The organism is Lysinibacillus sp. NPDC096212 (genome assembly GCF_044763105.1).
Lineage (GTDB): Bacteria > Bacillota > Bacilli > Bacillales_A > Planococcaceae > Lysinibacillus.
This window is the reverse complement of the sequence record NZ_JBIWFQ010000035.1, coordinates 1-14,606: the sequence shown is the minus strand read 5'-3', so window position 1 is coordinate 14,606 and position 14,606 is coordinate 1. Positions and strand designations below refer to the sequence as shown.

At 36.3% G+C, this 14,606-nt stretch carries 13 protein-coding genes; 4 read left to right on the top strand and 9 right to left on the bottom strand.

All coding sequences use genetic code 11. The features are described 5' to 3' along the window. Positions 1-205: 205 nt before the first annotated feature. Complete coding sequence (locus tag ACIQ7T_RS24415) at positions 206-1,258, bottom strand: AI-2E family transporter (RefSeq protein WP_370077250.1); 1,053 nt, start codon at positions 1,256-1,258, stop codon at positions 206-208. A 968-nt stretch (positions 1,259-2,226) separates the two neighbouring features. Then, positions 2,227-3,627, bottom strand: a complete 1,401-nt coding sequence (locus ACIQ7T_RS24410; RefSeq protein WP_370077252.1) for an amino acid permease — start codon at positions 3,625-3,627, stop codon at positions 2,227-2,229. Between the two features lie 435 nt (positions 3,628-4,062). Between ACIQ7T_RS24410 and ACIQ7T_RS24405 the strand changes: the two genes are divergently transcribed. Next, positions 4,063-5,019, top strand: coding sequence for a MerR family transcriptional regulator (locus ACIQ7T_RS24405; protein ID WP_402874317.1), 957 nt, complete (start codon positions 4,063-4,065; stop codon positions 5,017-5,019). A gap of 46 nt (positions 5,020-5,065) precedes the next feature. Here the strand turns inward: ACIQ7T_RS24405 and ACIQ7T_RS24400 are convergent, their stop codons facing one another. After that, complete coding sequence (locus ACIQ7T_RS24400) at positions 5,066-6,499, bottom strand: alpha/beta hydrolase family protein (protein WP_370077254.1); 1,434 nt, start codon at positions 6,497-6,499, stop codon at positions 5,066-5,068. Positions 6,500-6,763: 264 nt separating this feature from the next. Here ACIQ7T_RS24400 and ACIQ7T_RS24395 point away from each other — a divergent pair, with 264 nt between their 5' ends. Together ACIQ7T_RS24395 and ACIQ7T_RS24390 are read left to right on the top strand one after the other, a co-directional pair. Further along, complete coding sequence (locus ACIQ7T_RS24395) at positions 6,764-7,516, top strand: IclR family transcriptional regulator (RefSeq protein ID WP_370077256.1); 753 nt, start codon at positions 6,764-6,766, stop codon at positions 7,514-7,516. 132 nt (positions 7,517-7,648) lie between these two features. Next, a complete protein-coding gene (locus ACIQ7T_RS24390) occupies positions 7,649-8,584 on the top strand; it encodes an aldo/keto reductase (RefSeq protein WP_402874313.1) in 936 nt (311 codons plus the stop codon). A 49-nt stretch (positions 8,585-8,633) separates the two neighbouring features. Here ACIQ7T_RS24390 and ACIQ7T_RS24385 read toward each other — a convergent pair whose 3' ends face one another. The 6 genes from ACIQ7T_RS24385 to ACIQ7T_RS24360 form a co-directional block, all read right to left on the bottom strand. Continuing rightward, positions 8,634-9,242, bottom strand: a complete 609-nt coding sequence (locus ACIQ7T_RS24385) for a flavin reductase family protein (protein WP_370077260.1) — start codon at positions 9,240-9,242, stop codon at positions 8,634-8,636. A gap of 14 nt (positions 9,243-9,256) precedes the next feature. Beyond that, positions 9,257-10,195 (bottom strand): ring-cleaving dioxygenase, encoded by a 939-nt coding sequence (locus ACIQ7T_RS24380; protein WP_402874310.1) that lies wholly within the window; start codon positions 10,193-10,195, stop codon positions 9,257-9,259. A gap of 79 nt (positions 10,196-10,274) precedes the next feature. Continuing rightward, on the bottom strand, positions 10,275-10,868 hold the full coding sequence (locus ACIQ7T_RS24375; RefSeq protein ID WP_370077263.1) for an NADPH-dependent FMN reductase: 594 nt from the start codon (positions 10,866-10,868) through the stop codon (positions 10,275-10,277). Positions 10,869-11,274: 406 nt separating this feature from the next. After that, positions 11,275-11,799: a GNAT family N-acetyltransferase gene (locus ACIQ7T_RS24370; RefSeq protein ID WP_402874307.1), complete on the bottom strand. Its 525-nt coding sequence runs from the start codon at positions 11,797-11,799 to the stop codon at positions 11,275-11,277. A gap of 85 nt (positions 11,800-11,884) precedes the next feature. Further along, positions 11,885-12,400 carry an O-methyltransferase gene (locus ACIQ7T_RS24365; RefSeq protein ID WP_402874305.1) on the bottom strand — a complete coding sequence of 172 codons (516 nt, stop codon included), beginning with the start codon at positions 12,398-12,400 and terminating at the stop codon, positions 11,885-11,887. 155 nt (positions 12,401-12,555) lie between these two features. Then, the gene (locus tag ACIQ7T_RS24360) at positions 12,556-13,836 is read right to left on the bottom strand and encodes an MDR family MFS transporter (RefSeq protein WP_402874302.1); all 1,281 of its coding nucleotides are present in this window, start codon (positions 13,834-13,836) and stop codon (positions 12,556-12,558) included. Positions 13,837-13,937: 101 nt separating this feature from the next. On the opposite strand from ACIQ7T_RS24360, the gene ACIQ7T_RS24355 reads away from it, so the two are divergent. Next, entirely contained in the window at positions 13,938-14,519 is a 582-nt protein-coding gene (locus tag ACIQ7T_RS24355; RefSeq protein WP_402874299.1) for an SgrR family transcriptional regulator, read from the top strand. Positions 14,520-14,606: the final 87 nt, after the last annotated feature.

Sequence of the window (14,606 nt, the reverse complement as noted above, 5' to 3'; positions counted from 1 at the left end):
GGAATTCACCCCATACAAAGTATTGCCATATCAAAATTAGGCTTTGCATGGGCTGCTTTCGTATCTAGCAACTTAATGATTTACTCACTTCTCTCCCCCCTAACTTGTCAACACATTCATAGTTCATCTTAGCATATGTAAATATTTTCTATAAACAAAAATAAAAAGGAATCATACACACTTGATTCCTTTTTGAACGAAAACTTTATTCAATTTTTTTATCCTCTTGTATTTCCATCGCCTGTTCCAGTTCATCCTCTGAGGATGTAACTCCTAGAATATCCAGAAGGAACATGAATAATGGAATACCAATAATTAATCCCCATACACCAAGAAAATGCTCTGAGAAGAGAATGACGATGAATGTATAGAAAATTGGAAGATTCGTCTTGGCAGACATCAGCTTTGGATTTAAGAAGTATGCCTCCAATGCATGTAGTACCATAACAATCATCAAAATATAGACAATGTACATAGGACCACCGATACTGTATGCGATTATAGTTAGAGGAATCAAGGACATGATGACCCCTGCAACTGGCACCAATCCCAGTATAAAGAGCATAATTCCTAGCGCAATTAAATGCGGGAAGCCCATAATGTATAATGCAATAACAGATAAACCACAGTTAACAGCGGCAATAATGAACTGCGCCTCAATAACTTTACCGAAAGAACGAATAAATATCTTTGAGAAATAATGTAGTTCATCGTAGAGATGGCTCATTTTACTATCTTTAAATTTTGCTGTAAATTCTATAATACGTTTCTTCTCAAGTAAAATAAACAAGCTCAAAATTAATGCGATGAAAATATGCAGAATGATTTTACCAATATTCGTAAGATTTTTTAGCGTGAGGTCTACACCCTGCTCTAAATATTTACCCAGTTCAATCTTGTCAAAGGTTGGAGCTAAATACCTCGCAATCTCGTTATCATTTGGATTGAGACTAAAGCTAGCAATAAGATCAAAGAGCTGTGTAATTTGTTGGGTCACGATAGGCAAATACTTGTAGATAATTGCAACAATACCTGCAACAAGTAAAAGATAGAGGGTAACTGTCACAGCCTTCTCGCCCATCCGTACGTACTTTCTAACCTCTTTTGTTGTCTTCGTGGTAAGTTGATTCATCAAGTAAGTAATAATGAACGTGAGAAGAATAAGATTGATCATACTTCGCATCATATATAGTGCAATAGCGATCCCAACTAGGATTAAAAAACGTTTAAATCCATTGCTTCGAAAGAAATTACTCATGTATTCACTCCTTCTACAAAACGGCTTTGCTGCCTTTACTGCCTGGGTTTCGCTATCAAATGAACAAAAACAATTAATAAATTGATGTAAAACATTACGTATCATTCTTATGTAAACGCCCCCTTCATTGGATTATTATTTCCATTAATACTTAGAATAAGACTTAAATACTTGCGCTTTATAAGTCTCATAATAAATTAATGCATCCAAGGAGCGAAAAGAATAGTATGCCTTATCAAATTAATAACAATATTTTTGAAAGCTGTATCAGCGTTATAAGCCTTAATTCTATTAGTCTATTATAACCCTTTGAACACCATCATATCCAATGTAAGTTCTTTTATAATAGTATTAAAATTATAATTTTTTTCTTTTGTTTCTGCTCTTCACCAAAATTTTCACATGACTTCCAGGGGTACACATTTCACAGGCTCTAAGCCTCCCTCCGTTCCATGTGCTTTCATCCAAAAATACTTTTGTAATCAAGAGCAGATTTTGGCATTACTCCTCAGTTTCAGTATGATATTCTTATAAAAATTTTAAACTGAAAATAATAGAAAGTATGGCGTATTTGAAAGTTACAAACCTTAAAGGACATTCATCACTAGTTGCTCCTTATGTACATCAATTTGAACTAACAGTACCTTAGAGTATCTGGACAAATTGGATGGAGAAAGCCGAAGAGCCATTCACTCAACTGAAGTTGGAACCAGAAATAGGTGAAGAATCTTGAAAACTTCAAGATTTAACGAAGATAATGTTTTTTAGATGGGGAAATAAATACGGCACAAAAAAGCTAATAATAAACGACTTTCTTGGCAATCACCTTTCATGTTTGAATTTGAATCCTGGATATGTAAGGGAATTTAAACTTATAATATGTCAATCTTTACAAGGATGTGCGTCCAGCTCTGATTTAATTTAGTTATAAAAACACCTCTTTAGAGCTAAAGAGGTGTTCATCATATTTATAGATCTTCATTTTTAGAGCTTATTTTAGCATGCTTGTATCCATAGCCTATATAAATAACTAAACCTATCGCTAACCAAATCAAAAAGCGCACGATAGTAAATAGCGGCAGACTAAAAATTAATACAATACATCCTCCAACACCTACAGTTGCTACAAGCCATAGCGCAGGTACTTTAAATACACGTGGTTGATTTGGTCGTGTATAGCGAAGAACAACAACACTAACTGTTGTTAAAGCAAAAGCAGTTAAACCGCCGATGTTAGCAAATTCCGCTAATTCTCCGATCGATAAAAATCCTGATAAGAGAATGCCTGTTACAACTACAATTAAAGTTGATAATACAGGTACTCCTGTTTTTTTATTTGTTTGTGCAATACGTTCTGGTAGAAGTCCATCTCGGCTCATTGCAAACAGCACGCGTGTCGCACTTGTTGTATTTGCAATCATCGTAGCAAGCAATCCAAAAATAACTGATACTGCAATGATAGCACCTCCCCATTGAATCCCAACAGATTCTAGTGCATATACAGTAGGATTTGGAACATCCAACTCAGGGGATGGTACAATACCTGTTAATACTAGTGCAACAATTGCATAAATAAGCGTTAGTATACTTAGACCACCAATTAAAGCTTTTGGTATTGTTTTTTGTGGATTTTTTACTTCCTCAAGAACTGTTGTTACACCATCAAATCCGGTAAAGGCAAAGAACACTAGTGCCGCTCCCGCCATTACACCTGACCAGCCAAATGGTGTAAACGGTGTCCAGTTTATAGGGTTAACGTGAAAAGCCCCTATAGCAAGGAATAAAATAATCGCGCCAACCTTAGCAGCTGTAAATAACATATTTGATCGGCCCACATTTTTAATTCCACTCATTGAAATCCAAGCTACAATAAGCCAACCAGCCACAGCAGGTAGATTCACAATCCCACCATGAGCAATATCCTTTGTTAAAACTTCTGGCAAGTGAATTCCCACAGATTGTAAAAACGAATTGACGTAGCCACTCCAGCCAACTGCGACTGTACTAGAAATAACGATAAATTCTAATAATAAATCCCAACCGATTATCCAAGCAATCATTTCACCTAACGCAATATAAGAATAGGTGTAAGCACTCCCGGCAACAGGGGCCATCGCTGCGAATTCGACATAGGCTAATCCAACTGCTATTGTTACAAGACCCCCTATTAAGAATGAAACAACGACACCAGGACCCGCATGTAGAGCAGCTGTAGTTCCTGGCAGTACAAAAATGCCAGCTCCTATTGTAGCCCCTAGTACATACAGCAATAATTGCAACGACCCTAGTTCACGCTTAAGTTTAAAACGTTCGACTTCAGTTATTTTATTGGCTTGCTCGATTGACTTCTTCCGTAAAAAATTCGCCATAATAACCACTCCACTTTCAAAAAAAGAAAATAAATTTCATTTTTATGTATTTTTATCAATAAACAGTATATTATCTGCATTTTCGAATTGAGTCAACAATTTGATTATTATAACAATTTACCTTTTTACTAGAAAACGAGTTAATAGTTCACTTATGTTACGTTGCTGATGAAGAAGCTAAACTTCACAGTGGGCAAGTCCAATTCCTCAATTAGTGCCATAATCAGCATTACTTGCCTGATAAGTCCTTTCTCTCGATCTCTCCTAATGCAATAGTTGTTATTGATTCCTGCAATTTATGTCATTCGACCTTTTAAGGATTAATCTATTTCCCGTTTATCGTAAAATAAGAGAAATAAATTCTTTACTAGCATAATGACTTTTGTTTATTTATCATTGTTAGATATAAGTGATCCAATCAGGAGGTGTAATCATTTGGAAGAAAAAAAATATTCAATAGGTGAAACAGCTAAAATGATAGGATCCACGATAAAGACAGTCCGTTACTATGACGAAATTGGATTGCTGAAACCTACAAGTTATACTGAGGGTGGACATCGATTGTACACAGCTGAAGATATATGGCGCCTTGAAATGATTACAAACCTGCGTTATCTGGATTTCGGAATTGATGAAATAAGCAAAATGATATCTGAAGAAATATCAGTTGATAAAACACTTGATTGGCAGATCGAATCGATGGAGACACAGGTTACTACGCTTATGGATATGATATCGATTCTTCGTCAAGCAAAGGAACATGACGGGGATTCATTGCAGTATATTCATAACTTAGTAAACGAACGAACAATAAATACCGAACATAAAAAACAATTTATCGATAAAAAATTGAAGGAATGCCAATTATTAATTGGCATTCCTAAAGAGTGGAAAGATTCGTTTTTTTATTATTTTGATAAATATATTATTAATCAAGTGAAAGGCTCCGCCAAACAAACAGCTACTTGGCATGAATTACAGGAGCTTATAAATGATCCTCAGTTTATAAAAGACTTGAAAAATACTGAATTTCTGTACTTTAATATTGTTCATCAGTCAAAATATAATGCTACAACATTGGTCAGAAAGCTTGAGAACATCCATGATCGATTGAATAAGGCGCTGAAGCAAAAATTGCCTGCCAACAGTCCAATTGTACAGACCATTATCGACGACACTGCTTGGCTGTATGCGAACTCACAGCAATTGGACAATAAAGAAGATCACTTCCGCTACTTTACAGAATATATTCAATTAACCAAAACCAAACGACTCGAACGATGCGAAACGTTATGTGCTATTCTAAGCCCACAATACTACCAACTCTCAAAAGCCAATCAATTACTATTTCAAGGAATAGAATGGCGGCTTGAACATATGGAAGAATCATAAAACGAATAATCGAGGGCTAAACACCCTCAACTATTCGTTTTGGTAGTCAACCTTTCAGTAACGTAAACTCTGGATGATCGCCTATATTTTGCTCCAATAGTTTGAATGGCTGTTGCTTCAAATAATGATCGAAGAAATCCAATGAATAATCGTTAATTAATCGGTATGCCTTTTGGATGTCGACCCCTTCCATCCGTTCATAAAGCGGTGAAAACAGGTATAAATCGGAGAAGCCCATATGCTTCATATCTTTAATTTTCATCCAATAGTTTCCTCCCACAGTTACATACTCGTACCGTGGCAAAGTTTCCTTTACAAACTCGATGAGCTCCTTACCATCCGTTTCCTTCGCCTCTCTGATTGTGTCATCGGCACTCATCATCATAAACGGCTTCTTCAGCCCATCCACAGGAACTCGGAGTTTTCCATATAAAACACCGTCCATATTAAGAGCTGCTTTTATTCTTGAATCTGTCATTAGCATTTGGGTGCTTGTTGCTCCACCAAAGGAATGACCAAACATACCTACATTCTCCATATCCATTCGACCTGTAAAACGGTTTTCAGGATCATTCTGGGCCAGCTGCTCCACTTGATCCAGCACAAATTTAGCATCTTCTACCCAACCTTCATTTGCTTTATCTAAATATGCAATTGATTCAGTTTTTTGAGGCACGTAATTTGCTACACGACCATCAGAAAAGACTGAAGTCGTGCTACTGTAAGTATGATCCATACCTACCACGATATAGCCTTGACTGACTAATTGCTCAATTTGAAAAGTGTTCTGATTTTTATGTCCACTAAAACCATGAGAAAACAGGAGCACCGGATAGGTTGTTTCCTGATTAGAAATCTCAGCGTTCTCAATAGCATGTGTTTTGACATAACCAAAATTTGCAAATAAAAACTTCGGTAAATTCAGGATTTTACTATACCCCTCTGCAAAAACATCAGAATCGGAAATATAAGGAGCCGTATTACCTTTAGCAGTCGTATCAGCAGGATACCAGATTTGTACCATTAATTCGCGTTTGTCATCAGGCTCCGGTGTAAGAGTCTCTTCCCTTTGAGTATCCACCCAATCGTAGGTGACTGTTCCAATTTTGTACGGACCCACTGGCTTTTCAAAAGTAAATACCGGAAGCACGATAGGCAGACTAACTGCTACAGCAGAATAAAGTACAGCTAATGTTGAATTAAGAACAACGCGTGATCGGCACATATTTGATTGTTGTTCTTTTTGATCTTTTGGGTTAAAAAAGTGCCTTATCACAACAACAACGATAAAAAATAATGTCATTAAATAGGTCGGAATCATTTGCCAGCGCATACCTTCTATGATCCCATGGACAAGCAGAAATAGAATAGACATACCACCACCTATCAGCACCCCTTGCCGTGACTTGTTTCTACCAAAGACTAACCAACCTAGCAAAACAATATTAAAGATGATATAAAACAATTCAATAGACCTCATAATGAAAAACCTCCTTGTTTTTTTGATCTTGCTGATTCAAATCAAAGTGTATTACCTCCAGTAAGAGGAGAATCAACACTTCATACAAAAAAACACTGACATTTTTTATAATTGTCCACTACTTTACAAATTTGAGATCGTTTATATTTGAAGATTGAGAAGTTATAAAAGATTACCGTTATAATAGTAAGAATGGTTACTATGAGTATTTCATGGCTTTGTATAGGCTATAATAAGTTATTTGAGAAGTTAGGGGAGGGCAACATGGATTCCTATGAAGTATCAACATTAAAAAAGGGTCTTTTGATTTTAGATGTATTACGTCAAAAGCATTCTCTTACATTAACTGAAATTATGGAAGAACTATCAATGAATAAGACGTCCGTTTTTCGCATGCTTTATACGCTAGAAAAAATGAATTATGTAATTAAATATAATAAGTATTATCAATTAAATCCGCATATCTTTAGGGATGAGCACTTATATTGGCACAAAGATATCCAATGGACGTCTCTCGTGGCGCCATATCAATTAGCTCGCCAAGAAGAAATAACTACTTACATTGGTATTTTGGAAGATTGTGAGATGGTGATAAAAAATGTGATTAGGGAGCCTTTTGAACATCCTGCTTATCAAGCAATCGATACTCGGACACCTATGCATTCAAGCGCACTCGGAAAAGTAGTATTAGCTCATCTGTCAGCTAAAAAACAACGTGAACTATTAAATAGTATTGAACTAAATACATTTACAACAAAAACCTTCTATGATTATGGCCTATTGATTCCTCATTTACAGGTCATTAAAGCACAGGGATATGCTGTTGATCACGAAGAAACGAATGTAGGTAAAATTTGTATTGCAGTTCCGATTTATGTGAATGAAGAAGTCATCGGCGCAATTGCTTTGCACGGTTCGACGAATCAAATTAAGAAAACGGCCATACGGTCATTTGTCAAAAGGTTAGAAGAGGCAAGCAAGCAATTGACGGAAGAAATCAATTACCTGTTAGCATAAAAGAAAATTTCAACCGATCTTCTATTTGCAATTAAAACGCTTTTGTTTCTATATATGAAACTATAACTTTGTATGTTGGTAAAATATTTTTTTTACTCTATTCTGATTACAGAAAACAGAGGAGGTAGGAATATGAAATTTCATACATTAAAAAAAACAAATATTAAGATTTCCGAAATTGGTCTTGGGACGAATGCTGTAGGTGGCCATAACTTATATGAAAACTTAAATGAACAAAATGGGAAAGAGCTAGTCTCCGCTGCCCTTGACTTAGGGATAACTTTTTTCGATACAGCTGACATATATGGAAAAGGGCGTTCAGAAGAACTTGTTGGCGAAGTATTAAATAAATATCAAAGGGAAAATTTTGTTTTAGCGACAAAGGGAGGTAGACACTGGTTTGAGGATGGTTCAGTAAAAACAAATAATCATCCGCAATATTTACGAAGTGCACTTGAAAATAGCTTAAATCGTCTACAGATGGATTATGTGGACCTTTACTATTTACACTTCCCAGACAACGAGACCCCTCTTGCAGAGTCGATTGGTGAATTATCACGCTTAAAAGAGGAAGGAAAAATCCGAGCAATTGGCATTTCAAACGTTACATTAGATCAACTTATAGAAGCTAATGTGCACAATGATATTTCAGTGTTACAATCTCCGTACAATATGTTAAACCGTTCAGCAGAGCAAGATTTATTGCCTTACTGTGTAAAAAATGATATTTCATTTATTCCATACGGTCCACTTGCATATGGTCTACTTGGTGGCAAGTATACAAAAGACTTTAAGTTAAGCACTGGAGACTGGCGAATTTCGGATCCTTTATTCCAAGGTGAATTATTTGAACAAACATTATTAAAAGTAGATGGATTAAAAGGAATTGCAGGGGAAAAACAAACGACATTACCAAATCTAGCGCTTGCTTGGTTATTAGCTCAAGATGGTATTGATGCAGTTATCCCAGGCGGAAAACATAAAAACCAAGTGGCTACCAATGTGAAAGCAAGCGATATCCCATTAACAAAAGAAGATTTAGTGAATATCGAAAGAATTTTTGGATAAAGTAAAAATGCGAAAATGCTGTTAAGTCAACATTTTCGCATTTTATTTTTTATTCTGGACGTTCTATCTCAAATATATCTCCAATTTTTGCGTAATTTGAGCCGGCTAGTCTGCTAACTGCTTTTAGTTTTCTTGGATCAATTCGTCCTTCATTATAAAGGGTCTCATCTATATGATATTGTACGACTTCACCAATAAACAAATCACCTGTCTGTTCGTCACCATTCATTAAAGGAATCGTCTGTACTAAACGGCATTCCATTCGAATCTTTGCCTCTTGAATACCTGGTACAGATATAAGCTCACTATCGGTTAATGTAAATTGAACTCGATCAATTTCACTTTCAGTTACAGGTAATGAAGCTGCCGTTTCATTCACCTGCTTAACATTATCCTCATCTACAATATGCACAACAAATTGCTGATGATGATGGATATGGCGAGCGGTATCTTTTAAGCGCCCATTTGGTCTTTGAACGGCCAGAGAAATCATCGGTGGATTGGAAGACACGATATTAAAAAAACTAAAAGGTGCACCATTGATGACCCCTTGCTCTGACTTTGTCGTAACAAAGGCAATAGGTCTCGGAATAATACTGCCAATCAATAACTTATAATTCTCACGTTCCGTATTTTTCTTAGGATCAATTGAAATCAAACGTCCCATCTCCTTTAATCAAGCGCACGCACTTTGATTGGAATTAATGTTCTTTCCAATTGTTCACGATGCTGTTCGTATTGAGATGGTAACATTAATTGGCTACCCATTGTCTCAGGTATTTCATCATGAGCGAATCCAGGTGGATCTGTCGCAATTTCAAATAAAATCTCACCGGGTTCACGGAAATAAATCGCATTAAAATAATTACGATCTTTCACTTCAGTTACATGTTGTCCATGATTCATTACATACTCTTGCCATTCTAGATGATCCGCATTATCCTGGGCTCTCCAGGCAATATGATGAACTGTTCCGACTCCCATTTGACCACGCATACCAGGAACAACTTTTAAATCTACCGTATTGCCGATATCTGCAATGGATTTATAACGAGTATACTCGCCTTCCGTTGCTACTTTCTCAAGCCCCATAACTTCGGTTAAGACTTTTGCTGTTTCTTCTGGGTGACTTGAATAAAGTGTTGCACCACCAAATCCTTTAATCGCAACCTCAGGAGTTACCTCACCAAATGTCCATTCATTCAATTCGCCTTCTGTACGTGCAACTAATTCAACATGAAGTCCGTGTGGATCATCAAATTGTATTACTTGTTCACCAAAGCGTTCAGCTTTTTGGAATGGAATACTGAATTTTGCAAGACGATTAATCCAAAAAGGTAGTGCTCCTTCTGGTACAACATAAGTAGTTACGCCAACTTGACCATCACCAATACGTCCTTGATAAGCATTTGCCCATGGAAAGAATGTAATAATTGTACCAGGTTTACCACCTTTGTTACCAAAATAAAGATGATATGTGCCCGGGTCATCGAAATTTACCGTTTGTTTAACTAAACGTAGGCCAAATACACCAGCATAAAAATCAATATTTTCTTGTGGATGCCCAACAATGGCTGTGATATGGTGAATACCCGCAGTATGTTTTTTCATGTTAACAGTCCCTTTCATGATAAATGTCTTTCTCACCTATACTTTATCCAATAACGTTCTACCTCAATCTTTGAACATATTATCGAATTGTATATAAAGCTTTTGACCAAGGAATTAATTGGTCTAACATTTGGTTAACAGAATCTGATTGCACTGCTTTTGGTTTGAAATCAGTACCATTTTCAAAGTCTGTGAATAGTGACAATGCTGGATGCACACGGACATCTGCAATTAAAAGCTCACCCATAATACCACGTAAATGTTCAGCTGCACGTGCACCACCTACAGAACCATACGATACAATACCTGCAGCTTTGTTATTCCATTCTACACGTAAATAATCTAGTGCATTTTTAAGAGCTCCTGTAATAGAGTGATTGTACTCTTGTACGATAAATACAAATCCATCTTGTTTTGCAACGATTTCTGACCAAGCTTGAGCGCCTGAAGCGTCTTGCCCTGGTTCACCTAGTAAAGGTAATTTGTAATCTGCGATATCAATAATTGTATAGTTTGCATCTCCTCGTTGATCTGCGATTTCTTTTACCCATTGTGCTACTTGTGGACTTACACGACCTTCGCGTGTTGATCCGATAATAATTCCGATATTTAATTCTGCCATTGTTTTTTCCTCCTCTTTTTTTGAAGCAAATAATTTATTTAAAAAACCCATATGATTACCTCCTTATGATGAAAAGTAAAACTTTACTTTCTACATGGATTAAAAGGTTCGAATTCATTTATCTTGAATTTATTTATCTTGAATTCGAGATAATAATAACACGATGGTTCAATTTACGTCAACATGTTTGTTTAATGTTTTAAAAAAGCAGAGATGTTATGGTATCAACATCTCTGCTTTTCTTAATTAATATGGCTCATCACTATAACGAGTGGTTGATTTCCGTTCCGACTGGGCGCTTTGTAGCTGACGCTTTGCTTTCGCTACAGAAAACATTTGTTGCTGACGCTTCGCTTTCGCACAGATAAAACACTTGCCGCTGTCGCTTCGCTTTCGCACAGATAAAACACTTGCCGCTGTCGCTTCGCTTTCGCGCAGATAAAACAAACCTATAGTTTTAAAATGGTATGTCATCGATTTTAATGGGCGTTGTGCTACCTAAAATCCAATCATCTTTGATTGCACCATAAACGATACTATCTGTTACAGTACCATCTGCATTTTCCCAAGCATTTCTTAAATAGCCCTCTTTTACAAAACTAGCTTTCGCAAAACATTTCCTCATACCAATATTATCAACTCTCGTATAACCCTCGATACGAATCTTACCTTTTTCTCCAAACAGGTAATCTTGTAACCAAAGAAGTGTTTTTACTCCGTATCCTCTTCCTCTATAACGCGTATCTAAACGGATATCGAATAACGGGATCGTATCGCTTATGTCATGAATTGTAATAATCCCGACCTTTTCTTCATTATCAATTATCCAATGCGTCTCGCGATCGCTGTGATAGTATCCTTCTGCAAATGCTTTTCGAACGGATTCCTCTTTTAGATTTTGGTCGGTATGATAAATCCACTTGTTTTGAGTTAATAATTCCACTAAATCTTCAATTTCATCTTCGAATAGTTTAAAGTTCATTCATATTATCCTCCATCATAAAATTGGGCTCATCACCATAGCGTATGGTTGATTCCCGCTCACAGTTATTTATGAGTATAGCTTCTTACTTCACAACCCTCAAAACAAAACCATCATATCCTTTGCTCCCAACTGTTTGAATGGCTGTAGCATCTATCTGTGATTCCTCAGATAATAAATCTATAAATTGACGAATTCCCTGAACATTTAAATCCTCACTGTCGTCGTCAATAACATGTCCTTGACGAACTACATTATCCCCAATAATAACTGTCCCTGGTCTTGAAATTTCTATCATCCATTTCAAATAATGGGGATTGTTTTGTTTATCTGCATCGATAAACATAAAATCAAAATAAGTAAAGCCCTTTTCTTTTAGGGTCGGTAATATTTCCAGTGCAGGTCCCACCATTACTTTAATTTTCTTTTCTAAACCGGCCCTTTTTATGTTCTCTTCAGCTACTTTTGCGTGCTTTGCATCAAATTCAAGTGTTATTAGATGTCCATCATCGGGTAATGCTCTCCCTAGCCAAATGCTACTGTATCCGCCAAGGGTTCCGATTTCTAAAATGTTTTTTGCTCCCTTCATTTTAGCAAGCAAGTACAACAGCTTACCTTGGTTCGGAGCTACATCAAAGCAGGCAAATCCGCTTCTAAATTCGCTTATAATACTGAATCCATAACATCATCAGAACTATAAAGTTTAGTGCTAAAATAATGATCTATCTCATTCCATTTCTTTGTCTTCATATACCTTCACCTCGAAATTACCTTAGTAGTTAGAATTACTTTACGCTTACTATCACGCTTCATCAGGGCCCATCGAGAAAAGAACATGCCAAGAAAAGCGAAAAGTACACAGACAATCCCAATTCCAATTCCGTTCAATACTTCTCCTACCATGATCCCGAGAACACCAAATATTTTGCCTATTTGAAAGACAAATCCATTAAAAGCCATATAAGCACCTCGACGGGAATCATCTACAATTTCCGCCAGCAAGGATTGCCTTGTAGGTACATACATTAATTCTCCGACTGAAAGCACAACAACACCAATAAATAAAAGCGTTAAATTATTTGAAAAGGCAAGAATTGAATAGCCTAACCCGAATAATAAAAATCCAAAATACATAACTTTTTGAACCGATTTTTCTTTAATCCATTTTGTGAAAACTACTGTAAACAACACAATTATCAATGTATTCTCCACTGTTAATAGACTTAAAAGCTTTACACCGTCCAGTGTAATATTTAAATCCCCTAATAATGTCACAACCCGTGTAAGAAATTCCTTTTCCAATCTTATTGCAATGAAATTGTTACGTTGAAATTCAATTGAAAGAATAGCAATACCTCCGAGCGTAAATAACACAAAGGGCACATTGGTAATAACAGTGCGATAGCTTTGTATAATAGATCTTATGCCATAGGAATCTTCACTTCTTTTTTCCTCACCAGCTGTGACACTGAAAGTTTCTTGGATCAACGACTTCGTCATCCACAATGTTACAAAGGAAATAATCAGCAATGAGATTAACAGTTGAAAAAAGTGCGTTTGGAAAAACCAACCGCCAATAATTAATCCAAGCATCATGGATAAGTTTACAGCCCAGTAATTGATGGAGTACATTAAAGCCCTGTTTTCTTTTGTGCTGACATCAATCAGCATTGCTTCAGCAGCAGGGTTAATAAAGCCAGTAGATATACTCATTACTAACAGCATTAAAAAAGTTACCCAAGCAGATGTAAAGGCTGGTGAATTGGCAACAATCATCCCCGCAAATGCTAGGACTTTCATCCATTCACCAATGACCATCATTTTTTTCCTGCCTATTGAGTCAGCTAAGTAACCCCCATATAAACTTGCGATAAATTGAACAATCAATTGGATTAAAAGAAGAATTCCTGCATAGATAGCATTCAGCTCTTTTGTAAAATAAATAGCCATGAATGGAAAAACCATTGAACCAACAACTCGGCTCATAAAAGATGTATAAATTCTTATTTGAATGTTACGATGTAAATTTTTGAACATTACTTCCACCCCCACCTCATTATGCTTTGTTCAATAGTGGAAAAAAAGGGTATAATCCAATCATAAATGTCCCCTTTTAAGTGGATAAGGAGAGATTGATGATGAAGAATTATTCTTATTTCCAGATGAGGGCTTTTTTATATCCTAGAGAAGAACAACAGACTGCTGAATGCAAACTTTATGAATTGGAGAGCTTATGGTTTTGTACACAAAAAAGTGTTAAACGTAAGCTAAAACAGTTCGGAGAGGCAGGCAAACTAATCTATGCTCCGGGTAAAGGTAGAGGAAATCCTTCACAAATTGTGTTTTATAAACCCTTTCAACAAGAAATTGAGGATGCCGTAAAACAGCTAGTTCAACGCGATCAATTGGAGGAAGTTATTTTACTATTGCAATTGCCTATTCCAAAAACTTGGATCGCCAATGTATCGCAAGAAATTCAAAGTTTATTCGGCATTCAATCATCCGGGCAACCAAGGGACGTGTTACGAACTGCTCGAACTAGAGAATTAACGACACTGGATCCATTACATACCTCTATTACCTTTGAGACCTTTATTATTTATCAACTAGGAGATACACTCGTAACCTATAATCAAGAACAAGACACAGTAATCCCTCACATAGCACACAACTGGGAAAGTGACAATGAAGGGAAAACATGGACTTTTTACTTAAGATGATTTGTCAAATTAAGTGCAACAATTGCTCATTAAAAGCCTCGTTTGCAGTTTTCCAACCAAGACATTTTCTTGGTCGGTTGTTGATAT